Source organism: Streptomyces sp. NPDC048370 (assembly GCF_043200825.1).
GTDB lineage: Bacteria > Actinomycetota > Actinomycetes > Streptomycetales > Streptomycetaceae > Streptomyces.
This window is the reverse complement of sequence record NZ_JBICYI010000007.1, coordinates 19353-46227: the sequence shown is the minus strand read 5'-3', so window position 1 is coordinate 46227 and position 26875 is coordinate 19353. Positions and strand designations below refer to the sequence as shown.

Here is a 26875-nt window from a genome sequence, read left to right as displayed (position 1 = left end):
GTGTTCTATCCCCTACCTGCTCAGTGCTGGTATCCGTAGACGCCGCGCGCCTGGTCGCGGACGAGGCGGCCCTTTTCGAGCTCGATGACGCGCTTGCGCATCTGGTCGACGATGTTCTGGTCGTGGGTCGCCATGACGACGGTGGTCCCTGTCCTGTTGATGCGATCGAGCAGTTTCATGATGCCGACGGAGGTCTGCGGGTCGAGGTTGCCGGTGGGCTCGTCCGCGATCAGCAGCATGGGCCGGTTGACGAAGGCCCGGGCGATGGCGACGCGCTGCTGCTCACCACCGGAGAGCTCGCCCGGCATCCGGTCCTCCTTGCCGCCGAGGCCGACGAGGTCGAGGACCTGGGGCACGGCCTTGCGGATCTCGCCGCGCGGCTTGCCGATGACCTCCTGGGCGAAGGCGACGTTCTCGGCGACGGTCTTGTTGGGCAGCAGCCGGAAGTCCTGGAAGACGGTCCCGAGCTGGCGCCGCATGTGGGGCACCTTCCAATTGGACAGCCGGGCGAGGTCCTTGCCGAGGACATGCACCTGGCCGTGGCTGCAGCGCTCCTCGCGCAGGATCAGCCGGAGAAAAGTCGACTTTCCGGAGCCGGAGGAACCGACGAGGAAGACGAACTCCCCCTTCTCGATCTCCAGGGATACATCCCGGAGCGCGGGGCGGTTCTGCTTCGGATAGGACTTGGAGACGTTGTCGAATCGGATCACGGATGCACCACGGTCGGCCGGGAGTAGGTGTGCGCGACCTTACGCGACCGGGGAAGGGCTGCGCAGTCGCGGTCCCGGCTTGCGTGCTTTATCCTTTTCGCCCCTCGGGGCGGAACGGCTGCGATACGGGTGTAATCCGACGGGGCGCGCCGAAACGCCTCGGAGCTGGCACAGTGGTAGGGGGAACGCTCGGGTGCCACCGGGCGTTGTCCTTGGTGTGAAGCCCGTGTGGACCCCTGTGCGGGAGGAGGAGAGCGCATGACGTATGACCGACTGGTGTGCGCCAACTGCGCGGCCCCCGTCGCGGAGGGCCGCTGCCCCGTCTGCCGCGCGAACCGGGAGCGACTGGACCCGTCGACGGGTCTGACCCCGGCGATGGTGCTGGCACTGGTGATCGCCCTGCTGGCCACGATGGCGCTGCTCGCGGCGCTGCAGACCGCGTAGGACCACTTCGTAGGACCCACTCGCAGAAGCGGCGCAGAAGCGGCGCAGGACCCGCGTAGGGCTCCGCATACGAGCCGGACAAGGAGAGAGGGCCGGGGGTACGCCCCCGGCCCTCTCTTTCATGCCTGTACGGCCTTACGGCCTAGCGGCGACGCTCCGCTCAGACGGCGGCGCGGCCACCGCCGACCAGACGCGGCAGCATCCGGAAGCCGATGCCACCGGCGATCATGGTCGCGGCACCGATGATCAGGAACGAGGTCTCGGCGGCGCCGGTCTCCGCCAGCTCCTCCTTGGCCTTGCCCTGCTCGACGGGCTGCGAGCCGGCGTTGTCGGTGTCGGGGTTGTTGCTCACGCACTCGGCACCGTCGACGTCGACGATGCAGGTACCCGCGTCGTCGCCACCGGTGGCGCTGCCCGTGGCGTTGCCACCGTTGCCGTTGCCGCCGTTGCCGTTGCCGCCGTTGCCGTTCCCGCCGTTCTCGGAACCGCCGTCGTTGCCGCCGTTCCCGTTCCCGCCGTTGCCGTTGCCGGCGTTGCCGTTCCCGCCATTGCCGTTGCCGGCGTTCCCGTTGCCGCCATTGCCGTTGCCGGCGTTGCCGTTCTCGCCGTTCCCGTTCCCGGCGTTGCCACCGTTCCCGTTCTCGCCGTTCCCGTTGCCGGCGTTGCCGTTCTCGCCGTTGCCGTTCTCGCCGTTCCCGTTCCCGGCGTTGCCACCGTTCCCGTTCTCGCCGTTGCCGTTGCCGGCGTTGCCGTTCTCGCCGTTGCCGTTCTCGCCGTTCCCGTTCCCGGCGTTGCCACCGTTCCCGTTCTCGCCGTTCCCGTTGCCGGCGTTGCCGTTCTCGCCGTTCCCGTTCTCGCCGTTCCCGTTGCCGCCGTCAACGCCGCCGATCGGGTCGGTGCCGCCGTCAACGCCGCCGATGGGGTCGGTGCCGCCGTCCTGGCCACCGTCCAGGCTGGTGTCGACGTCGGCCTGGACCTCGATCGTGCCGTCGTTCACCTCGGCGCCGAGGGACACACCCACGGCCGAAGCGGCACCCGCCGCGGTGAGCGAGGCACCGGCGGCGATCACCGCGCCGGCCGCTATGCGCGCTACACGGATCCGCGTCTTCTTCGTCATCTGGCTGCTACCCCCAGTAGCTCATCTAGTCTTTGGAGCAGCGCTCGGGGCCTCGGGCATCGGGAGCGGTGTGACACTCAACCAACCCCCGTTCACACACGCCCCAGAGATACGCATGCAACCTGTCACCCTTCCGAGTTTCCGCATACGCGTCAAGGTCGTTGCGCGTGCGATGCCCGAAAGATCACCAGTTGCCCACCATGTGGGGATGCAACTGTGACGTAAGCGTGGAACTACCGGCCCTCCAAGGCCAGTTCCCATGTCGACAAAGCGTCAGGAATGCCGACTTCCCCCTTGCGCCCGCGAACGCACGAAACGGCGCCGGGGGGGGGGGGGGGGGGGGGGGGGGGGGGGCGGGGGGGGGGGGGGGGGGGGGGGGGGGGGGGGGGGGGGGGGGGGGCGGGGGGGGCGGGGGGCGGCCCCCCGCCCCCCCCCCCCCCCCCCCCCCCCCCCCCCCCCCCCCCGCCCGCCGGCCCCGCCGCCCCCCCCCCCCCCCCCCCCCGGCGCCGTGATGATGCGGAAGGCTACTTCTCCTGCTGCTTGCGCCAGCGGATGCCCGCCTCCAGGAAGCCGTCGATCTCGCCGTCGAGGACCGACTGCGGGTTGCCGACCTCGAAGTCCGTACGGAGGTCCTTGACCATCTGGTACGGGTGCAGGACGTACGAGCGCATCTGGTTGCCCCACGAGCTGCCGCTGTCCTTCAGGGCGTCCATCCTGGCGCGCTCCTCCTGGCGCTGGCGCTCGAGGAGCTTGGCCTGGAGGACGTTCATGGCGCTCGCCTTGTTCTGGATCTGGGAGCGCTCGTTCTGGCAGGAGACCACGATGCCGGTCGGCAGGTGCGTGATGCGGACCGCCGAGTCCGTGGTGTTGACGCCCTGGCCGCCGGGGCCGGACGCGCGGTAGACGTCCACGCGCAGCTCGGACTCGTCGATCTCGACGTGGTCCGAGGACTCGACGACCGGCAGGATCTCGACGCCCGCGAACGACGTCTGGCGACGGCCCTGGTTGTCGAAGGGCGAGATGCGGACCAGACGGTGCGTGCCCTGCTCGACGGAGAGCGTGCCGTACGCGTACGGGGCCTTGACCACGAAGGTGGTCGACTTGATGCCGGCCTCTTCGGCGTACGAGGTCTCGTAGACCTCGGTGCCGTAGCCGTGCCGCTCGGCCCAGCGCAGGTACATGCGCTGGAGCTGCTCCGCGAAGTCGGCGGCGTCGACGCCACCCGCCTCGGCGCGGATGTTGACCAGCGCCTCGCGCTCGTCGTACTCGCCGGAGAGGAGCGTACGGACTTCCATCTCGTCCAGCGCCTTGCGGACGGAGACGAGCTCCGTCTCCGCCTCGACGCGGGTGTCCGGGTCGTCCATCTCCTCGGCGAGCTCGAAGAGCACCGCGAGGTCGTCGATCCGGGCGCGCAGGGCCTCGGTCTTGCGGACCTCGGCCTGGAGGTGCGAAAGCTTGCTGGTGATCTTCTGCGCCGCCTCCGGGTCGTCCCACAGGGACGGGGCCGCGGCCTGCTCTTCGAGCACGGCGATGTCGGCCCTCAGCTTTTCGAGGTCCAGGACGGCCTCGATCGACCCCATGGTCGAGGAGAGGGACTTCAGCTCTTCGGATACATCGACGACTGCCACGCGTCCAGCGTAACGGCTCGCCGCGAATCCCCCGCCCCCCAGGCCCCGGCAGGCCCCGGCGGGCGCTGGGGCCGGGTCCTGGGCCCGGGTCGCGTGCCGGGCCCTGGTGCCGGGTCCTGCGGCCGGGCCTTACGGTTGGGTCGACGTCTTGGAGTCCTGCGGCGGTGCGTCGGCCTCGTCGGCGGTCGCCAGGTAGCCGCCCACCCCCAGCGCGCCGGCGACCACGACCGCCGCGATCGAGAGGGTGATCCGGCGCTTGCGGACCTGCTCCGCCTTGTGGCGGGCCGAGCCCGGGCGGCGGGCGCCCGACGGACGGGGAGCGCGGGCCGTGCCCAGGGGGCCGCCCGCGAGCTCGTCGGGGGCGGGGACGCGCATCGAGGTGTGGGTGTCCCGGTTGGAGTCGGGGGACGCGCCGGGCACCAGGGGCACGGCGGCCCGGCGCGGCGCGTTCGCTCCGGCGGCCGCGCCGCCGCCCGTCGGGTACGGGTCCTCCTCGCGCGGTTCCTGCGCCTGCTGCTCCGCGTCGTCGGGCTCGTCCACGTCCAGCGGCGGCAGACCGGCGAGGAGCGGCAGGCACTCCCGGAGCCTGCTGCCGAGCTCCGAGGCGCGCAGCCGGGAGGCCGGGGCCTTGGCCAGGCACTGGACGATCAGCTGCCACAGCTCCTCGGGGATGCCCGGCAGCGGGACGACCGTCTCCGTGACGTGGCGGCGCAGCACCGCGCCCGGGTGGCCCCCGCCGAAGGGCGTGAAGCCGGCGAGGAGCTCGTACAGGACGGTCGCGAGGGCGTAGATGTCGACGGCGGCGCGCGGCGGCAGGCCCTCGACGATCTCCGGGGCGAGGTAGTCGGGCGTGCCGATGATCCGCGTCGCCTTGGTGCGGCCCGGGGTGTCGATGAGCTTGGCGACGCCGAAGTCGGTGAGGAGCGCCGGGTGGGCGCCGCCGGGGCCGAGCGGGCCCTCCATGTCGAGCAGGATGTTCTCGGGCTTGACGTCCCGGTGGACGACCCCGGCGCGGTGCGCGGCGGCGAGCCCGTCGGCGACGTCGGCGATGATCGCGACGGCGGCCTCGGGGGCGAGCCTGCGCTCGCGGTCGAGCCGGGTCCGCAGATCGGTGCCGCGGACCAGGTCCATGACGAGCGCCAGGTCGTTGCCGTCGACGACGAGGTCGCGGACGGCGACCACCCGGGGGTGGTCGAGACCGAGCAGGGCGGTGCGTTCCTGGACGAAGCGGCCGACGAGCTCCTGGTCCGAGGCCAGGTCCTCGCGCAGCAACTTGATGGCGACGGGGCCCTCGGGGCCCTCGCCGAGCCACACCGTGCCGGCGCTGCCCCGACCGAGGATCTGGTGGGCCGTGTAGCGGCTGCCGATATTCCGTGCCAAGACTGCTCCCTCAGCGGCTGGCGGACGCGTCAAAGTTACGCGTCCGCAGCCGCCGGTCGTCACCTCCGAAGGGAAATCACCCCTCGGAAGTCGATAAATCGGCAGTACTACTGCCCCGTACCGCCGGTAGTAGTACCACTCCCCGAGTCCGCGAGGCCGGAGACCCACTCGGTGAAGGACGAGATTCCGTCGCCGATGGCCTGCCAGTAGCTCTTGCCCTCGGCGATCCAGCTCTGGAGCGGGGTGAGCTCCCAGATGAGCCAGCCGGCGACCATGAACAGCACGACCGAGAACAGACAGCCCTTCAGGCAGCCGAGCCCGGGGATCCGCATCGGGTTGGCGCCGCGCCGGCGCGGCGGGCGCGGCTCGCGGGGAGCCGGCGGCTGCGGAGCCTGCGGGGCGGGCTGCGGCGGGTTGTACGCCTGCTGCGGCCGCGCGTACTGCTGCGGCTGGTGCTGCTGGGGCTGCTGGTACTGCTGCGGCGGAGGCTGCTGCTGGTACCGGGGCTGCTGCTGAGGCTGCTGGTACTGCTGTGGAGCCTGGTGCTGCGGCGGCTGCGGCTGGCGCTGCGGGCGGCGGCGCAGGGGGTCCTGGCTCGGGTCCAGGTACTGGACCTGCGTCTGCTCGTTGCGGTCGCGGGCGGCGGCCAGCTGGCTCTGCCAGGGGTGCGGCTGCTCCTCGTTCGACGCGACCTGCGGCGGCTGCGACGGTACGGGAGGCAGGACCGCCGTCGGGTCGGCGCCGCCCATCCGACCGCTGCCCGGGCCGCTCGTGGGCATGACGCTGGTCGGGGCGGCCGGGTCGAAGTGGCCGCCCTGGCCGCTGGGCAGCACCTGGGTCGGGTCGGCCGCGCCGGGGGTGCCCGGGACCGGCGCGGGCGCCGGGTCGGGGGCGAGCAGCGCGCCGACGCCGTCGGCGGCCTCGATCTGCGCGGGCGTGGAGTGCACGCCGATGCCGGCGGCGACCGTACGCAGCCCGCGGGCCAGGTTCTCGGCGCTCGGCCGGTGGTCGGGGTTCTTGCTCAGGCAGCGCTCTATGACCGTCCACAGCGGCCCTGGCACGGTCGAGGGGCGCCGCGGCTCCTCGCTGAGGTGGCGGTGCAGCACTTCGAGGGCGGTGCCGCCGGCGAACGGAGGACGGCCGGTGACCAGCTCGTAGAGCAGGATGCCCGCGCCGTAGATGTCGACGGCGGAGGTCTGCGGGCGGCCCTCGGCGGACTCCGGCGCGACGTACGCGGGCGTACCGACGAACTCGTGCGTACGGGTCAGGCCCGGGGAGTCGGCGAGGCGCGCGATGCCGAAGTCCGTCAGCATCGGGTGCATCTGGCCGTCCTGCTCGGCGAGCAGCACGTTGGCGGGCTTCAGGTCGCGGTGGACGACGCCGTCGGCGTGGCTGGCGGCGAGCGCGTCGGCGATCTGCGCGGTGAGCAGCGCGGCGGCGACCGGGGTGAGCGGGCCGCTCTCGCGGATGTACCGGTGCAGGTCCGGGCCCTCGACGAGGTCCATGACCAGGGCGAGGACATCGCCCTCGACGACCAGGTCGCGGGTGCGCACGATGTTGGGGTGGGTGAGCCGGAGCAGCACGGACCGCTCGCGCAGGAAGCGCATCACGATGTCCGCGTCGTTGGCCAGCTCCTCCTTCAGGACCTTGATCGCCACGGTCTCGCCGGGCTGGCCCTGGACGGCCGCGTCGGCGCCGGCCGCCTCCCGCTGGCGGGCTCGCCAGACGGTGCCCGTGGCGCCGCGTCCGAGCGGCTCCTCGAGCAGGTACTTGCTGCCGATTGGCCGCACGTCACGCGCTCCCTGCTGATCGTGGCCCTGGGGTTCCCGGGGTTCCTGTGATGAGTTGTGACCCGTCCGGGTGTCCGACCCACTTTAGTGCCGCCGATCGGGTCAACGGTCGACCCCGGGACGGCTGATTCCGGCATCCGACTTGTCCGAAAACAAGACGCGCTTGTCGTACCGGTGGTTGCCACGGAGGTCGGAAGGCGTACTCAACCAGGCACTTTTAGGTCCACAGCCGACCATTCAAGATCACTTGGAGGCGACCCGCGGGCGGGTTGTCAGTGGCAGGTGCGAGGATGCACACAGCACGTCGCGTAGCGGGTCGGGAGCCCCCTGCGCCGTGCCGACCTGTACCGGACGACGCGTCCGTGCCGGGTGGGGGGAGGCACAGGGCGGTCCCCTGCCGGGCACACGCGCAGAAGGGACCGCTGACGGCGATGCAGATCCGGCTGACCGTCCTCGCGCCGCACGCCGGGCACGGCGCCGGGCGCGCCTGCGACGTGCTCCTCACCGCACCGGCGGGGACGGCCCTCGCCGCCGTGGCCTCCAATCTCGCCGCGGCCGTCTCGGGACCGGACACGTCCCTGTCCGGTTCCACCGTGCTGTACGCCGGCCGGGAGCGGCTCGACGCGCGACGCTGCTCGCTCGGAGAGCCCCCGCTGGTCGACGGCGCGATCCTCACGCTCCACGTCCCCGGCGAGGACGACCGCCCGGGCGAGGACGCCTCGGCCCGGCTCCATGTGGTCGCGGGGCCCGACGCGGGCGGGGTGCACCTGCTGCACCGCGGACCGATCAGAATCGGCCGTTCCATGGACGCGGACGTCCCGCTGGACGACCCGGACGTCTCCCGGGTGCACTGCACGGTGACGGTCGGGGACGACGGCCGGGTCACGGTCGCGGACCTCGGCTCCACGAACGGCACGACGCTGGACGGCGCGACGGTCGGCGACCGCCCGGTCCGCCTGTCCCCGGGAGCCCTCCTGCGCCTCGGCGAATCCGCCCTCCGCCTGACGGGCCCCGAGGACGGCGGTCAGGACCCCCTCCCGACGACCCCGGACGGCGAGGGCCACCTGCGGGTGGAGCTGACGCGGGGCGCGGGGACGGGGGCTGTCCCCGGGGCGACGTCCGGGTCCGGTTCCTCGTACGGGTCCGGGTCCTCGTACGGAACAGGCACGGATGCGGCCTCCGACGGCCGCGGCCCGTCCGCCCACAGCCACGGCCACGGCCAGGCCCACGGCTACGCCCACGAGCACGGCGACGACGCCGGATCACCCCGGCAATCGCCGCAATCGCCCCCGCACGCCCCCTTCGGCTCGGACACGGACGGCGAGGGCCCCGGCGAGGGGCACAGCAGGACCCGGCAGACCGAGCGTCAGGCGACGGCCCCGCGCGGCAGGCGCGGGATAGGAGCCTGGGCCCGCCGGTTCACCGGCGGCAGGGAGGACGTACCGGCCCAGGGGCCCGGTGGCGAGGGCGGTGCGGACGCGGGTGCGTGGCCGGGCGCGGACCGGGCCGCCGGTCCCGCGACGCCGACCGCCGAGACCTGGCCCGACCCGGCGGCCGTGCTGCTCACGGCGCTCGGTCCCGGCCCCCGGCTCTGGGAGCGCGGGGCGGACCATCCCGAGGCCCTCGTCGTCCGGCTCGGCACGACCGACCGGGCGGAGCTGTGCGGGGTGCCCGTCACCGTCGGGCTGCGGGAGGCCGGTTCGCTCGGCCTCGCGGGCCCCGGTGACCGCCTTGCCGGTCTCGCGCGCTCCGTGGTGGCCCAGCTGGCCGCCCTGCACTCCCCGGCCGACCTGGAGATCGTGCTGATCAGCGCGGACCGTGGGCGTTCCCTGGAGGAGCGGCGGCGGGCCTGGGGCTGGCTCGGCTGGCTCCCGCACCTGCGTCCGGCGCACGGTCAGGACTGCCGCCTCCTCCTCGCGTACGACCGTGATCAGGCCCATGCCCGTACGGCGGAGCTGACCCGGCGGCTCGACGACGGGCCGCTCGGGCCCGGCTGGCCGAGCGCCGACCGCGCGACGGTCGCCGAGGCCGCGGCGCGGTACGAAGGCCCTGTCACGGTCGTGATCGTGGACGGCGACCCCGGTTCGGCGGCGCTGCGCGAGACCACCGCGCGGCTCGCGGGGGCGGGGTCGGCCGCCGGTATCCACCTGCTCTGCCTGGCGGAGGCACCGGCCGCGTCGCCGGTCTCCCCGGTCGCGGCGACCTACGAGAGCGCGTGCGCGGCCTCGCTCGCGTTCCGCGAGTGCGGGGCGGTCGCCCTGCTGAGCGGCGACGTGGCGACGGCGCTGCGGCTGCTGCGTACGGCGGGGGGCCGGGCGGCGGGCCACGGGACCGTGGGCGTGGTGGACGCGGTGTCGGTGGCCTGGGCGGAGCGTTTCGGACGGGCGCTCGCACCGCTGCGTACGGACGCCCCCGCGGCGCGGGGTCGGACGGCCGCGACGGCGCTGCCCCGGTCCGCGCGACTCCTCGACGAGCTGGGTCTGGCCCGGGCGACGCCCGCCTCGCTGTTGGCGCGGTGGGCCGCGGCCGGGGACGGTACGGCCGTCCTGGGCGCCGGGCCGCGCGGGCCGGTCTCCGTCGACCTGACGGAGGAAGGGCCGCATCTGCTGATCGAGGGGCCCGCGGGCAGCGGGCGCACGGAGCTGTTGCGCTCGATCGCGGCGTCCTTGGCGGCCGGCGGCCGCCCGGACCGCCTGGGGCTGCTCCTTGTGGACGGCGCGGGCGGTGAGCGCGGCGACGGGCTCGCCGCGTGTACGGAGCTGCCGCACGTCACCGAGCATCTCGTGGCGTCCGACCCGGTGCGGATGCGGGAGTTCGCCCAGGCGCTGGGCGCGGAGCTGAAGCGCCGGGCGGAGATCCTGGGCGACGGGCACTTCACGGACCGCCAGGCGGCCCGCATGATCGGCCAGCGCGCGCCGAGCGCGGCGGAGTCCCTGGCGCCGGGCGGCCGCGCGACGGCCCGGATCCCGGACGCCCGCGCGGGCGAACCGGCCGACCGCCCGATCGGCCGCACCCTCCGCACGGGCGAGGGCACGGTGGGCGACCGCCCGGGCACGGACGACCTCGCGTACCTCGCCGGGGGCCGGACCCCGCGGACGGCCGACGCGGGCGACGGCACCGTCGGGGACCGCGCCGGCGGCCGGACGCCCCGCCCCGGCTCGGACGAACTCACGTACCTCCCCAGCGCACGGACGCCCCACCCCGGCTCCGGCGACCTCACCGACCGCACCGGCGGACGGACGCCCCGCCCGGGCGCGGGCGCCGAGGACCTCACGTACCGCCCGAGCGGGCGCACACCCCACCCCGGCTCCGGCGACCTCACCGACCGGCCCAGCGGGCGGGTCCAACGCCTCGGCGGTGCCGACGACCTCGTGGAGCGGAGCTCCGGGCGGGTGACACGGTCCGGCGAAGAGTCGGACGCACGACAGGTGTGGGGCGAGGCGGGCGACGAGGCCGCCGCGCTCCCCCGGCTCGTCGTCCTGGTCGACGACTTCGACGCGCTCGTCGCGCCCGCGCTCGGTTCCCCCGGGCGGCCCGCCGCCGGGTCCGTCGTACGGGCCCTGGAAGCCGTCGCACGCGGCGGAGCGCGCCTCGGGGTGCACCTGGTCGCGACCTCGGCGCGCCCCGACCGTACGGCCGACACGGAGCTGGCCCACGGCGCCCGGCTGCGGATCGTGCTCGACGCGGCCCCCGCCGCGCCGGGTCCCGACGACCCCGCGCCCGGCCGGGGACGGCTCGGGCACCCGGACGGCCGGGTCACCCCGTTCCAGGCCGGGCGGGTCACCGGCCGCATCCCGCGCACGGCGACGCTCCGGCCGACCGTCGTCCCGCTGGAGTGGGAGCGAATGGGCGACCCACCCACCCGCAGACCCGTCCGCGAACTCGGCAACGGCCCGACCGACCTGGCGCTCCTCGCCAGCGCGCTCGACCGTGCCGCGCGCTCCCTCGACGCCACCCCGATCTCCCCCCTCACCCCCGCGACCCGCACCTGACGGCACGTCACGAGCCCATCACGATCCCCCGATTGCCACGGAAGGCGGTATTGCGGGGCCCGGGCCCCCGGCGTAGACCTGAGCGCACGGGACACGCACCGCGCACAGGAGAGACGGGGCAGAAATGCGTACAACTCTTCGTACACGCAGGGCCGCACGGACCATGGCCACGGTCACCGCACTCACGCTCGGACTCGCCCTCGCCGGCTGCGGCGACGGCGGGGACAAGGACAAGGGCGCGAAGGAACCCGGCCCGCCCGCGGCCTCCGGAAGCTCCCTCGCCCTGCCCTCGCTCAAGGGCGAGAAGATCGAGGTCGCGGCCGTCTGGACCGGCCCCGAGCAGGAGAACTTCACCAAGGTCCTGAAGGAGTTCGAGAAGCGGACCGGCGCCACCGTCACCTTCGTGCCCGCCCAGGACCCGATCGTGAACTTCCTCGGCACGAAGATCGCCGGCGGCTCCCCGCCCGACATCGCGATGCTCCCCCAGGTCGGCGCGATCCAGCAGGCCGCCGCCCAGAAGTGGCTCAAGCCGGTCGGCCCCGAGGCCGAGGCGCAGCTCGCCAAGAACTACTCACAGGGCTGGCGGGACCTCGGCGCGGTCGACGGCACCCAGTACGGCGTGTACTTCAAGGCCGCCAACAAGTCCCTGATCTGGTACAACAACGCCGCCTTCGAGAACGCGGGCGCCACCGAGCCCACGACCTGGAAGGAGTTCCTGACCACCGCAGAGACGATCTCGTCCTCCGGCGTCACCCCGGTCTCCGTCGGCGGCGCGGACGGCTGGACGCTCACCGACTGGTTCGAGAACATCTACCTGTCCCAGGCGGGCCCGGCCAAGTACGACCAGCTCGCCAAGCACGAGATCAAGTGGACGGACGCCTCCGTCACCCAGGCGCTCACCACCCTCGCCGAGCTGTTCGGCAAGCCGGAGCTGATCGCGGGCGGCGCGGACGGCGCGCTGCAGACGGAGTTCCCCGTCTCGGTCACCCAGACCTTCACCGGCGGCGACCAGCCCAAGGGCGCGATGGTCTTCGAGGGTGACTTCTCCGCCGTCAACATCGCGCAGACCAGCGCGAAGATCGGTACGGACGCGAAGGTGTTCCCGTTCCCCGCGGTGGGCGCGGAATCCCCGGTCGTCACGGCCGGCGACGCGGCGGTGGCCCTGAAGGACACCAAGGGCGCCCAGGCCCTGCTGACCTTCCTCGCCTCGCCTGACGCGGCCGCGATCTGGGCGGGCGCGGGCGGCTTCCTCTCCCCCAACAAGAACCTGAACCTGACCGCGTACCCGAACGACGTCCAGCGCGAGATCGCCAAGGCGCTCCTGGAGGCCGGGGACGACTTCCGCTTCGACATGTCGGACCAGATGCCGCAGTCCTTCGGCGGCACGCCCGGCAAGGGCGAGTGGAAGGCGCTGCAGGACTTCCTGAAGAACCCGAAGGACATCGCGGGTACCCAGGCGCGGCTCGAGGCCGACGCCGCCAAGGCGTACAAGAGCTGACGCCGTGGCCTCCGCCTCCGGTGCCCGGGTCACCGGCACGCGCAGGACGGTCGCGGCGGGGTTCCTCCTCCCCGCCCTGGTGCTGCTCGGCGCGCTCGTCGTCTATCCGATCGGGTACTCCGTCCAGCGCTCGTTCTTCGACAGCTCCGGGGACTCCTTCGTGGGCCTCGACAACTACATCGCCCTCTTCACCGACGAAACGATCCTCACCGCCGTCAAGAACAACGCGATCTGGGCGGTCGTCGCCCCGGCCGTCGCGACCGCCCTCGGCCTGATCTTCGCGGTGCTCACCGAACGGGTGCGCTGGGGTACGGCGTTCAAGCTGATCGTCTTCATGCCCATGGCGATCTCGATGCTGGCGGCCGGGATCATCTTCCGGCTCGTGTACGAGCAGGACCCGGACCGCGGCGTGGCCAACGCCGTCTGGGTCGGCGTCCACGACACCTTCGCCGAGTCCTCAGGCTTCCCCCGGGCCCGCCCGTTGCCGGTGCATCCGCTCGAGAAGGCGGGCGGCGGCGCGTACGTCACGAAGACCCCGGTCCGTACCGGAGAGGCGGTACGGCTCCCGTTGATCGGCGTACCGCCCGCGCAGATGCCGGGGGACGCCCGGCCGGCGCACGAGCCGGAAGCGGCGTCCGGGCAGGGTGGCGGGATCACCGGCACGGCCTGGCTGGACTTCACCCGGGGCGGTGGCGGAAAGCCGAACGCCGTCGACCCGAAGGAGGTCGGCCTCAAGGGGCTGCGGATCGAGGCGGTGAAGGACGGGACGGTGGTGGCCACGACACGGGCGGCGGCCGACGGCTCGTTCAGCCTCCCGGCCTCCGCCGACGGCGCCCTCCTGCGGCTGCCCGCGAGCAATTTCCGCGAGCAGTACAACGGGGTGGAGTGGCTGGGCCCCTCGCTCGTCACACCGGCGATCATCGGCAGTTACGTGTGGATGTGGGCCGGGTTCGCGATGGTCCTGATCGCGGCCGGCCTCGCGAGCGTGCCGCGGGAGCTGATGGAGGCGGCCCGGGTCGACGGGGCGAACGAGTGGCAGGTCTTCCGCCGGATCACCGTGCCGCTCCTCGCGCCGGTCCTCGCCGTCGTCCTGGTGACCCTGATGATCAACGTGCTGAAGATCTTCGACCTGGTGTTCATCATCGCGCCGGGCTCGGCGCAGGACGACGCGAACGTGCTCGCGCTGCAGCTGTACCGCTCGTCGTTCGGGACGGACGCGGATCTCGGGGTGGGCTCAGCCATCGCCGTACTGCTGCTCCTGCTGGTGATCCCGGTGATGGCGTTCAACATCCGCCGGATGCGAAGGGAGGCCCGCAGGTGACATCCCCCGACTTCGGACCGGCCGAACGATCGTCGGCGCCGCCCGCCACCGGAATCGGCTCGGGGCCGCAGGGGCGCGGCTCCGGGCCGGCCGCGCCGGTCGCCGGACAGGCGGCGCGGCCGCGTGCCGGGGGCTCGGCCTCACGGCCGTCCGCCGGGCTCGGCGCGCGCCTCGCCTCGCAGGCCGCCGGTGGCGGCATGCGGGTCTTCCTCGTCCTCGTCGCCCTCTTCTGGCTGATGCCGACGGTCGGACTGCTGCTCTCCTCCCTCCGCGGCCCCACCGACATCAGCGAGAGCGGCTGGTGGCAGGTCTTCGGCTCCCCCGCCCAGCTGACCGTCGAGAACTACTCCGCGCTCCTCGCCAACGAGACCATCACCCGCTCCCTCCTCTCCACCGTCCTCATCACCGTCCCGGCCACGCTGCTCGTCCTCGTCATCGGCTCCCTCGCCGGGTACGCCTTCGCCTGGCTGGACTTCCCCGGCCGCGACTGGTGGTTCCTGGTGGTCGTGGGGCTGCTGGTGGTCCCGGTACAGGTCGCGCTCATTCCGGTGTCGAAGCTGTTCGGGACGATCGGCATCTTCGAGACGACCCTCGGGGTCGTGCTCTTCCACACCGCCTTCGGGCTGCCCTTCGCGATCTTCCTGCTACGGAACTTCTTCGCGGAGATCCCGAAGGAGCTCCTTGAGGCGGCCCGGCTGGACGGGGCCGGCGAGATCCGGCTCTTCACACGGGTCGTCATGCCGCTCGGCGGGCCGGCGATCGCCTCGCTCGGCATCTTCCAGTTCCTGTGGGTCTGGAACGACATGCTGGTCGCGCTGATCTTCGCGGACTCCGAGTCGCCGCCGATCACGGTGGCGCTGCAGCAGCAGGTCCGGCAGTTCGGGAACAACATCGACGTGCTCGCGCCCGGCGCGTTCCTGTCGATGCTGATCCCGCTGGCGGTCTTCTTCGCCTTCCAGCGGCAGTTCGTGTCGGGGGTGATGGCGGGGGCGGTGAAGTAACCGGGCGTGGGGGAAGGGGAGGGTCCGGGCCCAAGCGGCACGCCCGCGCGCCCCGACCCCCGCGTGCCCCGCCCCCGCGTCCCCCGACCCCTGCGGCGGCCCTACGCCTTGAGCGCCGCCACAGCCGAGCGCGCGAGGTCGTCCACGTACCCCTTCGGCAGCTCGCCGCGCACCACCACGAGCCGCCAGTAGAGCGGGCCGACGACCAGGTCGAGGGCCCGGTCCGGGTCGGCGTCCTCCGACAGTTCGCCGCGCGCCACGGCCTCGCGGACGATCTGCGCCACGACGCCCTGCTGGCTGTCGAGCAGCGCGGCCTTGATCGCCTGGGCGATCTCCGGCTGCCGCGCGGCCTCCACCAGCAGGTCCGGGATGACCTGGGAGGCCACCGGGTGGCGCAGGGCGTGCGAGGCGACTTCGAGGAGCGCTCGGACGTCCCCGTACAGCGAACCGGTCGCCGGGGCCGGCAGCCCCTGCGTCGCGAAGGCGCCGAGCAGGTCGAGGACGAGCGAGAGCTTGGACTTCCAGCGGCGGTAGACGGCGGTCTTGCCGACCCCCGCGCGGCGCGCGATGCCCTCGATGGACATCCGGGCGAATCCGACGGCCGCCAGCTCGTCGAAGACGGCGGCGCGGATGGCCTCGGTCACGTCCTCCCGGAGCACGGCGGCTCCCGCGGGGGCGCGGCGGGGGGGTCCGGGAGGTGGCGTCATGAGCGGGATCCTAGCCAACGGCCACACCGACGTCACGACGGAACGGTTGCGTTGCGACGTACGTCCGTCCTACTCTCCCCGTAGCGACGATACGGACCCGTTCCATCGTCGATGCGCCCCACGCCCATGCCGCCCTCGTCGAAAGCGACCTCGTGACCACCGAGACGCTCACGAAACCCGACTCCGGGTCCGCTCCCCGGGCCTTCGCGGACACCCCGACGGCCACCGCGACGGACACCCCCACGGCCGCCCCGGAGGACCTCCGGGCGCTCGCCCTGCGCCACGGCCTGTCGGTCAGCGGCGCCCGCCCGAGCCTCCCCGCGTACGTCCGGCAGCTCTGGTCCCGCCGCGCGTTCATCACCGCGTTCGCGACCGCCCGGCTCACGGCCCAGTACAGCAACGCGAAGCTCGGCCAGCTCTGGCAGCTGATGACCCCGCTGCTCAACGCGGCGGTCTACTACTTGATCTTCGGCGTTCTGATGAACGTCCAGGAGGGCATCCCCGACTACGTCCCGTTCCTGATCACGGGCGTCTTCGTCTGGACCTTCACCTCCCAGTCGATCATGACCGGCACCCGCGCCATCAGCGGGAACCTCGGCCTCGTCCGCGCCCTGCACTTCCCCCGCGCGAGCCTCCCGCTCGCCCTCGCGCTGCAGCAGCTCCAGCAGCTGGTGCTCTCGCTCGCCGCGCTGGTCGGGATCCTGTTCTGCTTCGGCGAGTTCCCTCGCCCGAGCTGGCTGCTCGCCGTCCCCGCGCTGTTCCTGCAGGCACTCTTCAACGCCGGTGTCGCGCTCGTCATGGCCCGGCTGGCCGCCCGCACCCCGGACATCGCCCAGCTGATGCCCTTCCTGCTGCGCACCTGGATGTACGTCTCCGGTGTCATGTGGTCGCTCGACCACCTGGCGCGGAGCGGCCGACTCCCGGACCTTGTGGTCACGGCGCTCCAGTGCAATCCGGCGAGCGTCTACATCGACCTGATGCGCTTCGCGCTGATCGAGAGCTTCACCGCCGGCCAACTGCCGCCCCACGTCTGGGCGCTGGCCGCCGGGTGGGCGCTGGTGGCCTTCGCGGGCGGGTTCATCTACTTCTGGAAGGCAGAGGAGACGTACGGCCGTGGCTGAACAGACCCTGACGAAGACGCCGACGCACACACCGCCGCAGCCCCAGGAACGGGAACCCACCGTCGTCGCCGACGGCGTCCACATCACGTACACCGTCAACGGCGCGCGTACCGGCAAGGGCAGCGCCACCGCCGCGCTCAACCGGATCTTCGCGCGCCGCGCCACACCCGGCGCCCGCAAGGTCCACGCGGTCAAGGGCGTCAGCTTCGCCGCGTACCGGGGCGAGGCGATCGGCCTGATCGGTTCGAACGGTTCGGGGAAGTCCACCCTCCTCAAGGCCGTCGCAGGCCTGCTGCCCGTCAACCAGGGCAGCATCTACACCCGGGGCCAGCCCTCCCTGCTCGGCGTGAACGCGGCCCTGATGAACGACCTGACCGGCGAGCGCAACGTGATGCTCGGCGGGCTCGCGATGGGCATGACGCGCGGGGAGATCGAGGCCCGCTACGACGACATCGTGGACTTCTCCGGGATCAACGAGAAGGGCGACTTCATCTCGCTGCCCATGCGGACGTACTCCTCCGGCATGGGCGCCCGCCTCCGCTTCTCCATCGCGGCGGCCAAGAGCCACGACGTGCTGCTGATCGACGAGGCGCTCTCCACGGGCGACGCCCGGTTCCGCCGCCGCAGCCAGGAGCGGATCGACGAGCTGCGCGCCGAGGCGGGCACCGTCTTCCTCGTCTCCCACTCCAACTCGACGATCACCCAGACCTGCGACCGGGCGCTGTGGCTGGAGGCGGGGACCCTGCGGATGGACGGTCCGGCGAAGGAGGTGGTGGCGGAGTACGAGGCGTTCACCAAGAAGGGCTGACAAAACACCTGAAATACCCCCAGACCGCAATAGAGTGCGGTTTCGATGACGACGCATCGCGACCGCACCCCTCAGCCACAGCCCGACCCTCGATCCGACCCCGGATCCGGCCCGGGCGCCGCTCCCGGAACCGACCCGGGATCCTCCCTCGACGCCGCCCCCGGATCCGAGCGGGCCACCGACACGTCCAACTGCGCCCCCGCGCCCCCCGCCCTCACCAGCTCCCCCTTCGAGTCGGACACCTTCACCGCCGCGACCTTCGTCAACGTCGGCCGCGGCCCCGCCCTCGCCCTCGCCGTCGTCTGGTCCCTCACCCGCGCGGGCATGCTGCTGCTCCTGCTGCGCGACAGCCTGGGCGTCGGCGGGGTGGGCCGCGAGGTGTACGTGCTCTACCAGATCTGGTACCGCCAGTTCGCCCAGGGCACCTTCCCCGTGGACGACGTCACCTGGCAGTACCCGCCCGGCGCCGGACTGGTCATCATGTCCCCCGGCGTGCTGCCCTGGCTCACGTACTTCCAGGCCTTCGTCGCCCTCACCCTCCTCGCCGACGCCGCCGTCACCCTGGCCCTCGCCCGTGCCGACAGCAGCCGCGTCACGCACGGCGCCTGGGTCTGGGTCGCCGGGCTCCCCCTCCTCCTGCACATCCCCCTCGCCCGGTACGACGTCCAGGTCACCGCCCTCGCCGTGCTCGGCCTGCTCGCGGTCGCCTCCCGCTCGGCCGCGGGACACCGGATCGGCGGCGCCCTCGCCGGGCTCGGCGCGCTGGTCAAGGTGTGGCCGGTGCTGACCCTGATCGGCACGCCCCGCGGACGTACCACCCGCGACGCCTGGATCGCCGCCGCCGCGACCGTCGCCGTGCTCCTCGCGACCCTCGCGCTCTGCTTCTCCCAGTCACTCGGCTTCCTGCGCCAGCAGGGCAGCCGGGGCATCCAGATCGAGTCGCTCGGCGGTACCGCGCTCTCGCTCGCGCGGGCGGCCGGCATCTGGCCGGGCCAGGTCCAGTACCGCTACGGCGCCTTCGAGTACGTCGGCCCGTACGTCTCCAGCGTGGGCCGGGTGGCACTGCTCCTGACCGCCCTGGCCTTCGTCTGGCTGCTGGTCTGGCGCCTACGGGCGCGCACCTGGAACGAGGCGACCCCGCTGGACGCGGCGCTCGCCGCCGTCCTGCTCTTCACGGTCACCAGCCGGGTGATCAGCCCGCAGTACATGATCTGGCTGCTCGGCCTCGCCGCCGTCTGTCTGACCTCGCGCCGGACCGTGATGCGGCCGGTCGCGCTGCTGCTCCTGCCCGCGGCCGGGCTCAGCTCACTGGCGTACCCGGTCCTCTACGACGAGGTGGTGGCCGGCTCCTGGGAGGGCCTGACCGTCATGGTGCTCCGCAACGCGCTGCTGCTCACGGCGGCCCTGCTGGCGGCGCGCCGCCTGTGGAAGGTGACGAAGGCATGAGACGCGGGACGTGAGTGGGCCCCACCGGAAAATCCGACGGGGCCCACTCACACGCGTACCGAACGCTTGCCGGCTAGCTGTGCGTCCGCAGCAGCTGCCGCATCGTCCGCATCGCCACCGACAGGTTCGCCAGGTCGAAGGTCTCCGAGCCCTGGATCTCCTCCAGCGTGGTGCGCGCCCGGCTGAGGATCGCCGCGTTCTTCTGCTCCCAGGCCTTGAACCGCTCCTCCGGCATCGAGGTCCCGTTGCCCGCCGAGAGCACGTCCGCCGTGAGGGCGGCGTGCGCGGCGAAGAGGTCCTCGCGGATGGAGGCGCGAGCCATCGACTGCCACCGGTCGGCGCGCGGCAGCTCGATGATGCGGTCCATGAGCTGGGTGATCCGCAGCCGGTCGGCCAGGTCGTAGTAGACCTCGGCGACGGCCAGCGGGTCCTTGTCGGTGCGGTCGGCGATCGCGACGATGTCGAGCGTCGGGAAGGCGGAGGAGAAGCCGGCGACCCGCAGGGCGAGCTCCTCCGGCACGCCGACCTCGGTCAGCTCGCCCAGGATCGACTTGTACCAGTCCAGGTCCGCGCCGCGCAGCAGCTGCGGGAGCTTCGCCCAGACCTCCTCCACCCGCTCGGCGAAGAACTCGATGGTCTCGGCGAGCTGGAGCGGCTGCGGACGGTTGCCGAGCAGCCAGCGCGTACCGCGCTCGACCAGCCGGCGGGAGTGCAGCCGCATCCGGGTCTGGACGTCGGCAGGGACCTCGTTGTCGAGCGCCTCGACGGCGTCCCAGACCTCGCCGAGCCGGAAGATGGCGCGGGCGGCGGTCTGCGCGCGGACGATCTCCTCGATCGACGCGCCGGTCTCCTCGCGGAGGCGGTGCAGGAAGGTCGAGCCACCGGTGTTGACGGTGTCGTTGACCAGGACCGTGGTGACGATCTCGCGGCGCAGCGCGTGGTTGTCCACCGCGTCGGCGAACTTCTCGCGCAGCTGCGTCGGGAAGTACGCGTGGAGCAGCCCGCGCAGGTACGGGTCGTCCGGCAGCTCGGTGTGGATCAGCTCGTCGGCCACCGTGATCTTGGTGTACGCGAGGAGGACGGCGAGCTCCGGCTGGCTCAGGCCCTTGCCGTTGTTGAGCAGCTCGCGGATCTGCCGGTCGTTGGGCAGGAACTCCAGCGAGCGGTCCAGGGCCCCGTCGCGGCCCAGGCGGCGCATGAAGCGCTGGTGGGCGTGGAGCAGGGACGGCGACTGGGCGACGGCGTTGGCCAGGGCCACGTTCTGCGCGTAGTTGTTGCGCAGGACGAGCGCGCCGACCTCGTCGGTCATCTCGGCGAGGATCTTGTTGCGCTGCTTGACGGTCATGTCCCCCTCGGAGACGAGCCCGTTGAGCAGGATCTTGATGTTGACCTCGTGGTCGGAGGTGTCCACGCCGGCGCTGTTGTCGATGGCGTCGGTGTTGACCTTGCCGCCCTCGCCCTCGGGGCCGCCCTTGCGGGCGAACTCGATGCGGCCGAGCTGGGTCAGACCGAGGTTGCCGCCCTCGCCGACGACCTTGACGCGCAGGTCCTCGCCGTTGACGCGGATGGCGTCGTTCGCCTTGTCGCCGACGTCCGCGTTCGACTCGGCGGACGACTTGACGTACGTACCGATGCCGCCGTTCCACAGCAGGTCGACGGGCGAGTGGAGGACCGCCTGCATCAGCTCGGCCGGGGTCATCTTGGTGACGCCGGCCTCGATGCCGAGGGCCGCGCGCATCTGCGCGTTGACCGGGATCGACTTGGCGGTACGGGGGTGGATGCCGCCGCCCGCGGAGAGCAGCTCGGTGTCGTAGTCGGCCCAGGAGCTGCGGGGCAGCTCGAAGAGGCGGCGCCGCTCGGCGTACGAGACGGCCGCGTCCGGGTTGGGGTCGATGAAGATGTGCCGGTGGTCGAAGGCCGCGACGAGCCGGATGTGCTCGCTCAGGAGCATGCCGTTGCCGAAGACGTCGCCGGACATGTCGCCGACGCCGACGACGGTGAAGTCCTGGGTCTGGGTGTCGTGGCCGAGCTCGCGGAAGTGCCGCTTGACGGACTCCCAGGCGCCGCGCGCGGTGATGCCCATGCCCTTGTGGTCGTAACCGGCGGAGCCGCCGGAGGCGAAGGCGTCGCCGAGCCAGAAGCCGTAGGAGACGGCGACCTCGTTGGCGATGTCGGAGAAGGTCGCGGTGCCCTTGTCGGCGGCGACGACGAGGTAGGTGTCGTCCTCGTCGTGGCGGACCACGTCGACCGGCGGGACGACCTCGCCCGCGACCAGGTTGTCGGTGATGTCGAGCAGCGCCGAGATGAAGGTCTTGTAGCTGGCGATGCCCTCGGCGAGCCAGGCGTCGCGGTCCACGGACGGGTCCGGGAGCTGCTTGGCGACGAAGCCGCCCTTGGCGCCGACGGGCACGATGACGGTGTTCTTCACCATCTGCGCCTTGACCAGGCCGAGGATCTCGGTACGGAAGTCCTCACGCCGGTCGGACCAGCGCAGGCCGCCTCGGGCGACCTTGCCGAAGCGCAGGTGGACGCCCTCGACACGCGGCGAGTACACCCAGATCTCGTACGCCGGGCGGGGCGCGGGCAGGTCGGGGATGGCCTGCGGGTCGAACTTCATCGACACGTAGGAGTGCGGGACGCCCTCCGCGGTGGTCTGGCCCCCCTTGCCGCTTCCCTCGCTGGCGCTCTGGAAGAAGTTCGTCCGCAGGGTCGCCTTGATGACGGTGAGGAAGGAGCGCAGGATGCGGTCCTCGTCCAGGCTCGCGACCTGGTCGAGGGCGGCGTCCAGCTCTTCGAGGAGCGCGTCGATCAGCTCGACGCCGGCCCGCTGGCGCTCCGGGGCCATCCGGGCCTCGAAGAGGGAGACGAGCAGCCGGGTGGTGTGGACGTTGTTGCGGAGGGTGTCCTCCATGTAGTCCTGGCTGAACGTCGAACCGGCCTGGCGCAGGTACTTGGCGTAGGCGCGCAGCACCATGGCCTGCCGCCAGCTCAGACCGGCGGAGAGCACCAGCGCGTTGAAGCCGTCGTTCTCGGCCTCGCCGGTCCAGGTCGCGGCGAACGCCTCCTGGAACCGCTCGCGGGCGTCGTCGGAGAACGACTGGCCGTTGGTGGTCGGGGCGGGCATCCGCATGCCGAAGTCGTAGACCCAGGCGTGCGTACGGTCGGAGCAGCGCAGCTCGTACGGACGCTCGTCGATGACCTCGACGCCGAGCCGGTTGAGCACCGGGAGCACGGCGGAGAGGGAGATCTGGTCGCCGGACTTGTAGATCTTGAAGCGGCGCTCGCCGGGGGCGGAGCCGACCGGCTCGTACAGCGAGAGCGCGAACTCCTTGTCGCTGCGGCTCAGCTGCTCCAGGTGGACCAGGTCGGAGACGGCGGCGCGCGGCGAGTGGTCGGCCTTGTAGCCCTCGGGGAAGGCGTTGCCGTACTTGCGCAGCAGCTCGGCGGCGCGCTCCTCGCCGAACTCGGCGTTGAGGGCCTCGGCGAAGCCGTCGGCCCAGGAGCGGGCGGCCTCGACGAGCCGGGCCTCGATGCGGTCCTTGTCGGCGTCGGTGAGCGGGGTCAGCTCGGTGCCGGGGGCGACACGGACGACGAAGTGGAGCCGGGTGAGCACGGACTCGGTGCTCATCAGGGTGAAGTCGACGCTGGTCCCGTCGAGCTCCTCCTTGAGGATGTCGGTGAGGCGCTCGCGGACGGTGGTGTTGAAGCGGTCGCGCGGCAGGTAGACGAGGGCCGAGTAGAAGCGGCCGTACTCCTCCTGGCGCAGGTAGAGCCGCAGCCGGCGCCGTTCCTGCAGGTACAGGACGCTGGTGACGATCTCGCGCAGCTCGTCCGGCGGGGTCTGGAAGAGCTCGTCGCGGGGGTACGTCTCCAGGATCTGGAGCAGGTCGCGGCCGTCGTGGCTGTTCGGCGAGAAGCCGGCGCCGTCGAGGACTTCCTGGACCTTGCGGCTGATGACGGGAACGCGACGGACGGACTCGGTGTAGGCGGCCGAGGAGAACAGCCCGAGGAACCGTCGCTCACCGACGACGTTCCCCGACTCGTCGAACTTCTTGACGCCGACGTAGTCGAGGTAGGAGGGCCGGTGCACGGTGGATCGGCTGTTGGCCTTGGTGAGGATCAGCAGCTTGTGCTCGCGCGCCTTGGCGCGGGCGTCGGCGGGCAGCCGGCTGAAGGACGGCGAGACGGGGTGGGCGTGGTTCTCGTCCCCACCGCTGTGGTGCGGGTCGGAGCGCAGGACGCCGAGCCCCGTGCCCGGGACGGCGGCCAGCGCGTCACCGTTGACCAGCTCGTACTCGCGGAAGCCGAGGAAGGTGAAGTGGTCGGCGGCGAGCCAGCGCAGCAGCTCGCGGGCCTCTTCGACCTCGGTGGGGCGCAGGTCGTCGGCGGTGGGCTCGTTCGGGAGCTCCTCGGCGATGCGCAGCGCGGCGTCGCGCATCTTCTCCCAGTCCTCGACGGTCTCGCGGACGTCGGAGAGGACGCGGAGCAGGTCGGTGGTGATCTGCTTGAGGTCGGCGCGGTCGGTCTCGCGGTCGATCTCGACGTGGATCCAGGACTCGACGAGCGCGTCGTGGGGCAGGTCGCCCTTGGGCTCGGTGGTGAGGACCTCGATGAGCTTGCCGGTGAGATCGCGGCGGACGAGGACCTGCGGGTGGATGACGACGTGGATGCCACGCCCCTGGCGCGACAGCTCGTTCGTCACGGAGTCGACGAGGAAGGGCATGTCGTCGGTGACGACCTCGACGACGGAGTGGCTGCAGGTCCAGCCGTTCTCCTCGACCGTCGGGGTGTGGACGCGGACGTTCGCGGTGCCCTGGGGGCGGTTCTCCGCGAGCCGGTAGTGCGAGAGAGCGGCGCCGAAGACGTCCACCGGGTCGCGGTCGGTGAGGTCCTCGGGCGCGGTGTGCAGGTAGTAGCGCTGGAGGTAGTCGAGCACGGTGTCGCCGTCCGGGCGCTTTCCGTTCTCGGGCCCTGTCGGAAGTTGCCCCCCGACCGGGCCGGTCTCAGCTACCCGGGCGGCCCGTGCGAGCAGCTCGGCCTTGGCTTCGTCCAGCTTGGTCTGCATGTCCTCTGGCTCCTGTCGCGCGCCATTGCGTGACGTCGGTGGAAGAAAGGACACAACGCCACGACGCGGTGATACCGGTCGGAGTCAACGTTATGCCGCAATGGGAGATGCCCGAGCGGATATCAGCCATTTCTGGCGCCGCGCCCGGGCCGTGAGAGTCGGCGAACGCCATGTCGGCCCGGCCGCGGAAGCGCTCCGGGCGATGGCCGGGGGCTTCGCTGCCCCCTCGGCGTATCGCGCTGATCACGGGAAAAGCCTATCGCCCCACACCCCCCGGCCGTCATGGTCCGTATGTGTACAAAAGCAGGGGTGGAAGTTTGACGTTATGGACAGCGACACAGTGTCCTGGGGCAGGAACCGAGATCCGAGAGCCGGGAGTGACCATGGCAAAGATCTTGATCGTGACCGGGGACGCGGCGGAGTCGCTGGAGGTGATGTACCCCTACCAGCGGCTTCTGGAGGAGGGGTACGACGTCCACATCGCGGCCCCGGCGCGCAAGCAGCTGAGGTTCGTGGTGCATGACTTCGAGCCGGGCTACGACACGTACACGGAGAAGCCGGGGTACTCCTGGCCCGCCGACCTGGCGTTCTCGGAGGTGGACCCGGGCGACTACGTGGCGGTGGTGATCCCGGGCGGCCGGGCACCGGAGTACCTGCGCAACGACCCCGAGCTCCGCAAGATCCTGAAGTCCTTCTTCGACGCGGACAAGCCGGTGGCGCAGATCTGCCACGGCCCGCTCCTGACGGCGGCGATCGGCGGCCTGGAGGGCCGCAGGGTCACGGCGTACCCGGCCCTGGAACTGGACATGCAGGCCGCGGGCGCGACCTTCCAGGACACGGAGGCGGTGGTCGACGGCACCCTGGTCTCCTCCCGAGCCTGGCCGGACCACCCGACGTGGATGCGCGAGTTCCTGAAGGTGCTGCGGGCGGCGGGCTGAGGCAGCGGGCAGGCGCGGGCGGGACCCGCGCCCGACCCTCCTCACCGGCGGACGCTCACCGCCACCCGCAGAGCCCCACAGATACGGCGAACGACGCCAAAGCACGGCTGCCGTCCGGGGGCCTGTCTGAGATACCGTCGTGAGACGCCAAGGGAACCACTCTCCTCGCAACAGGGGGTGCCCCCGTTGGCACGCGAGGGGAGATCCACAGGAGAGGCCGGCCGGCAAGCTGAGGCCTCTTCCGGATCTCCCTTCGCCACGTCCAGGGGGCTTCGAACGCTCAACACACCTTGGGTACAAGCCCGTTGAGCCGCAGTGACGAGCCTACCGCTCGCCTCCCGGGACCCGTCATGAGCAGTATGTGTACAAACACAAACCCCGAACTTTGACACTCTGGCCAGCGCGCCACGCCACTTCGGCAACCCGGCACCCTTGACGAACCCCCGCCGCCGCCCCCGGAACTGCGCCCCGTACCGGCCCGCGGCCGCCGACGGCGCCGACACCACCCACGGGAAGACCCGCACCTCTGCCATCCATGCCGCACGCTCGGTGCGGGCGGGAACAACAAGCCCGACCAAAGGCCGGGCGCACCCCCATCGGCCCGCAGCCGCCCCGCCCCTAGACCAGCTCCTCCGCGACAGCCACCGCCTCCGCGAGCGAGTCGACGACCGGCACCCCCGCCGCCTCCAAAGACGCCCGGCTGTGCGACCCCCCGGTGTACAGCACCGCCCGCGCCCCCACATACGCCGCCGCCCGCGCATCGTCGGCCGCGTCCCCGATGACGACCACCCGCTCAGCGAGCACGGGCAGGCCGCCACCCAACGCCGACAGCGCCTCGAGGTGCCGCACCATGTGCGCCGACTTCCCCTCCGTCGACGCCCCGATCCGCCCGTCCACCCGGACGAACCGCTCCTCGATCCCGTGCCGACGCACCAGAGGCACCAGCTCCGCGTGCGGAGCCAGCGAGAGCAGCGACTGCGTGAACCCGGACGCCTGCCGCGCGGCCAGCAGCTCCGCCGCCCCGGTGGTCAGCCCGCACGCCTCGGCCCGCTGCCAGTAGTGCCGATGGAACGCGTCGTCCATCACCACCCACTCGGCATCCGTGGGCAGCCGCCCCATCAGCCGCTCGTAGAACTTCGGCACCGGCACCGTGTACAGCTCCCGGTACCGCGCGAGTGTGATCGGCTCGAGCCCCAGCTCGGCGAAGGCGGCGTTCGTCGCGCCGATGACCGCCTCGATGTCGTCGAGCAGCGTGCCGTTCCAGTCCCAGACCAGGTGCTTCCCGTGCTTCCCCATGCAAAGACGGTACCGGCCCGCACCGACACGCAGGAGTCAGCCGAGCAGCCCCGGAATCTCCTGCACCCCGAACCAGAGCAGCTCGTGGTCCTCCGCCCCGTCCACCGTGAACTGGGCGTCGTCGTCCCCCTGGTCCGCCGCGCCCAGCGCGTCCGCCGCCGCCGAGACGTCCGCCTCCGCGTCGTCCGCGTCGGCGTGCACGGCAGCGGCCTTGGCCAGCGGTACGGCTCCGGCGATACGGACCTCGCCCAGCGAGCCGGCGTCGAGCCCGCGGTCAGGGTCGACGACGGCCTCCTTGTCCGGTACGTCGACGGCGACGACGATCCGGCGCCGCGCGGCCGAGGGGTCCCCGGCGAGCAGCCGCAGCGACGCGGCGGCGGCCCGGCTGAGCGCCGCGTACTCGAGCTCCTCGATGTCGTCGGAGACGTACCACTCGCGCAGCGCGGGGGTGACGGCGTAGGCGGTCAGCGGACCGGGGCCCAGCTCGCCCGCCTTGTGCGCCTGTGCGAGACCGGGGAGGGTCAGGGGGACGTACACGCGCATGGCTGGCCGCTTTCGTAGTCGGAAACGCCCTCAGGATACGTGCGGAGTACCCCTTCGGGGTCTCCAGGCC

General features: G+C 72.3%; 18 protein-coding genes. 9 read left to right on the top strand and 9 right to left on the bottom strand.

Annotated features, from left to right (window positions below):
• Positions 1-20 precede the first annotated feature (20 nt).
• Positions 21-710 (bottom strand): cell division ATP-binding protein FtsE, encoded by a 690-nt coding sequence (ftsE, locus tag ACGFYP_RS17225; RefSeq protein WP_215071052.1) that lies wholly within the window; start codon positions 708-710, stop codon positions 21-23.
• 258 nt (positions 711-968) lie between these two features.
• Here ftsE and ACGFYP_RS17220 point away from each other — a divergent pair, with 258 nt between their 5' ends.
• Positions 969-1154 (top strand): hypothetical protein, encoded by a 186-nt coding sequence (locus tag ACGFYP_RS17220; protein WP_393493591.1) that lies wholly within the window; start codon positions 969-971, stop codon positions 1152-1154.
• A 160-nt stretch (positions 1155-1314) separates the two neighbouring features.
• On the opposite strand, the gene ACGFYP_RS17215 is transcribed toward ACGFYP_RS17220, so the two are convergent.
• From ACGFYP_RS17215 to ACGFYP_RS17200, 4 genes are all read right to left on the bottom strand, one after another.
• Complete coding sequence (locus ACGFYP_RS17215) at positions 1315-2271, bottom strand: LPXTG cell wall anchor domain-containing protein (RefSeq protein WP_393493589.1); 957 nt, start codon at positions 2269-2271, stop codon at positions 1315-1317.
• A 524-nt stretch (positions 2272-2795) separates the two neighbouring features.
• On the bottom strand, positions 2796-3899 hold the full coding sequence (prfB, locus tag ACGFYP_RS17210) for a peptide chain release factor 2 (RefSeq protein WP_393493587.1): 1104 nt from the start codon (positions 3897-3899) through the stop codon (positions 2796-2798).
• Positions 3900-4028: 129 nt separating this feature from the next.
• Entirely contained in the window at positions 4029-5279 is a 1251-nt protein-coding gene (locus ACGFYP_RS17205; protein WP_393493584.1) for a serine/threonine-protein kinase, read from the bottom strand.
• A gap of 107 nt (positions 5280-5386) precedes the next feature.
• Complete coding sequence (locus ACGFYP_RS17200; RefSeq protein WP_393493581.1) at positions 5387-7069, bottom strand: serine/threonine-protein kinase; 1683 nt, start codon at positions 7067-7069, stop codon at positions 5387-5389.
• 431 nt (positions 7070-7500) lie between these two features.
• On the opposite strand from ACGFYP_RS17200, the gene ACGFYP_RS17195 reads away from it, so the two are divergent.
• The 4 genes from ACGFYP_RS17195 to ACGFYP_RS17180 all read left to right on the top strand — a co-directional run bounded on the left by ACGFYP_RS17195 (position 7501) and on the right by ACGFYP_RS17180 (position 14881).
• Entirely contained in the window at positions 7501-11061 is a 3561-nt protein-coding gene (locus ACGFYP_RS17195) for an FHA domain-containing protein (protein WP_393493578.1), read from the top strand.
• Positions 11062-11185: 124 nt separating this feature from the next.
• A complete protein-coding gene (locus ACGFYP_RS17190) occupies positions 11186-12559 on the top strand; it encodes an ABC transporter substrate-binding protein (protein WP_393493575.1) in 1374 nt (457 codons plus the stop codon).
• A gap of 4 nt (positions 12560-12563) precedes the next feature.
• Positions 12564-13880: a carbohydrate ABC transporter permease gene (locus ACGFYP_RS17185; RefSeq protein ID WP_393493572.1), complete on the top strand. Its 1317-nt coding sequence runs from the start codon at positions 12564-12566 to the stop codon at positions 13878-13880.
• Between the two features lie 53 nt (positions 13881-13933).
• Positions 13934-14881 carry a carbohydrate ABC transporter permease gene (locus tag ACGFYP_RS17180; protein ID WP_393494314.1) on the top strand — a complete coding sequence of 316 codons (948 nt, stop codon included), beginning with the start codon at positions 13934-13936 and terminating at the stop codon, positions 14879-14881.
• Between the two features lie 101 nt (positions 14882-14982).
• On the opposite strand, the gene ACGFYP_RS17175 is transcribed toward ACGFYP_RS17180, so the two are convergent.
• Entirely contained in the window at positions 14983-15588 is a 606-nt protein-coding gene (locus ACGFYP_RS17175) for a TetR/AcrR family transcriptional regulator (RefSeq protein ID WP_393493569.1), read from the bottom strand.
• Between the two features lie 275 nt (positions 15589-15863).
• Here ACGFYP_RS17175 and ACGFYP_RS17170 point away from each other — a divergent pair, with 275 nt between their 5' ends.
• From ACGFYP_RS17170 to ACGFYP_RS17160, 3 genes are read left to right on the top strand one after another with little or no spacing between them, the layout of a single operon-like run.
• Positions 15864-16709 (top strand): ABC transporter permease, encoded by an 846-nt coding sequence (locus ACGFYP_RS17170; protein WP_393494312.1) that lies wholly within the window; start codon positions 15864-15866, stop codon positions 16707-16709.
• Positions 16702-17517, top strand: coding sequence for an ABC transporter ATP-binding protein (locus ACGFYP_RS17165; RefSeq protein ID WP_393493566.1), 816 nt, complete (start codon positions 16702-16704; stop codon positions 17515-17517). The genes ACGFYP_RS17170 and ACGFYP_RS17165 overlap by 8 nt, the downstream gene beginning before the upstream one ends.
• Before the next feature lie 45 nt (positions 17518-17562).
• Positions 17563-18963 carry a glycosyltransferase 87 family protein gene (locus tag ACGFYP_RS17160; protein WP_393493563.1) on the top strand — a complete coding sequence of 467 codons (1401 nt, stop codon included), beginning with the start codon at positions 17563-17565 and terminating at the stop codon, positions 18961-18963.
• A 73-nt stretch (positions 18964-19036) separates the two neighbouring features.
• On the opposite strand, the gene ACGFYP_RS17155 is transcribed toward ACGFYP_RS17160, so the two are convergent.
• Positions 19037-24028, bottom strand: coding sequence for an NAD-glutamate dehydrogenase (locus ACGFYP_RS17155; protein ID WP_393493560.1), 4992 nt, complete (start codon positions 24026-24028; stop codon positions 19037-19039).
• A 383-nt stretch (positions 24029-24411) separates the two neighbouring features.
• Here ACGFYP_RS17155 and ACGFYP_RS17150 point away from each other — a divergent pair, with 383 nt between their 5' ends.
• Complete coding sequence (locus ACGFYP_RS17150; protein ID WP_361962512.1) at positions 24412-24966, top strand: DJ-1/PfpI family protein; 555 nt, start codon at positions 24412-24414, stop codon at positions 24964-24966.
• A 618-nt stretch (positions 24967-25584) separates the two neighbouring features.
• On the opposite strand, the gene ACGFYP_RS17145 is transcribed toward ACGFYP_RS17150, so the two are convergent.
• Together ACGFYP_RS17145 and ACGFYP_RS17140 are read right to left on the bottom strand one after the other, a co-directional pair.
• Positions 25585-26262 carry an HAD family hydrolase gene (locus tag ACGFYP_RS17145; protein WP_393493556.1) on the bottom strand — a complete coding sequence of 226 codons (678 nt, stop codon included), beginning with the start codon at positions 26260-26262 and terminating at the stop codon, positions 25585-25587.
• 36 nt (positions 26263-26298) lie between these two features.
• Positions 26299-26805 (bottom strand): DUF6912 family protein, encoded by a 507-nt coding sequence (locus ACGFYP_RS17140; protein ID WP_393493553.1) that lies wholly within the window; start codon positions 26803-26805, stop codon positions 26299-26301.
• Between the last annotated feature and the right edge of the window lie 70 nt (positions 26806-26875).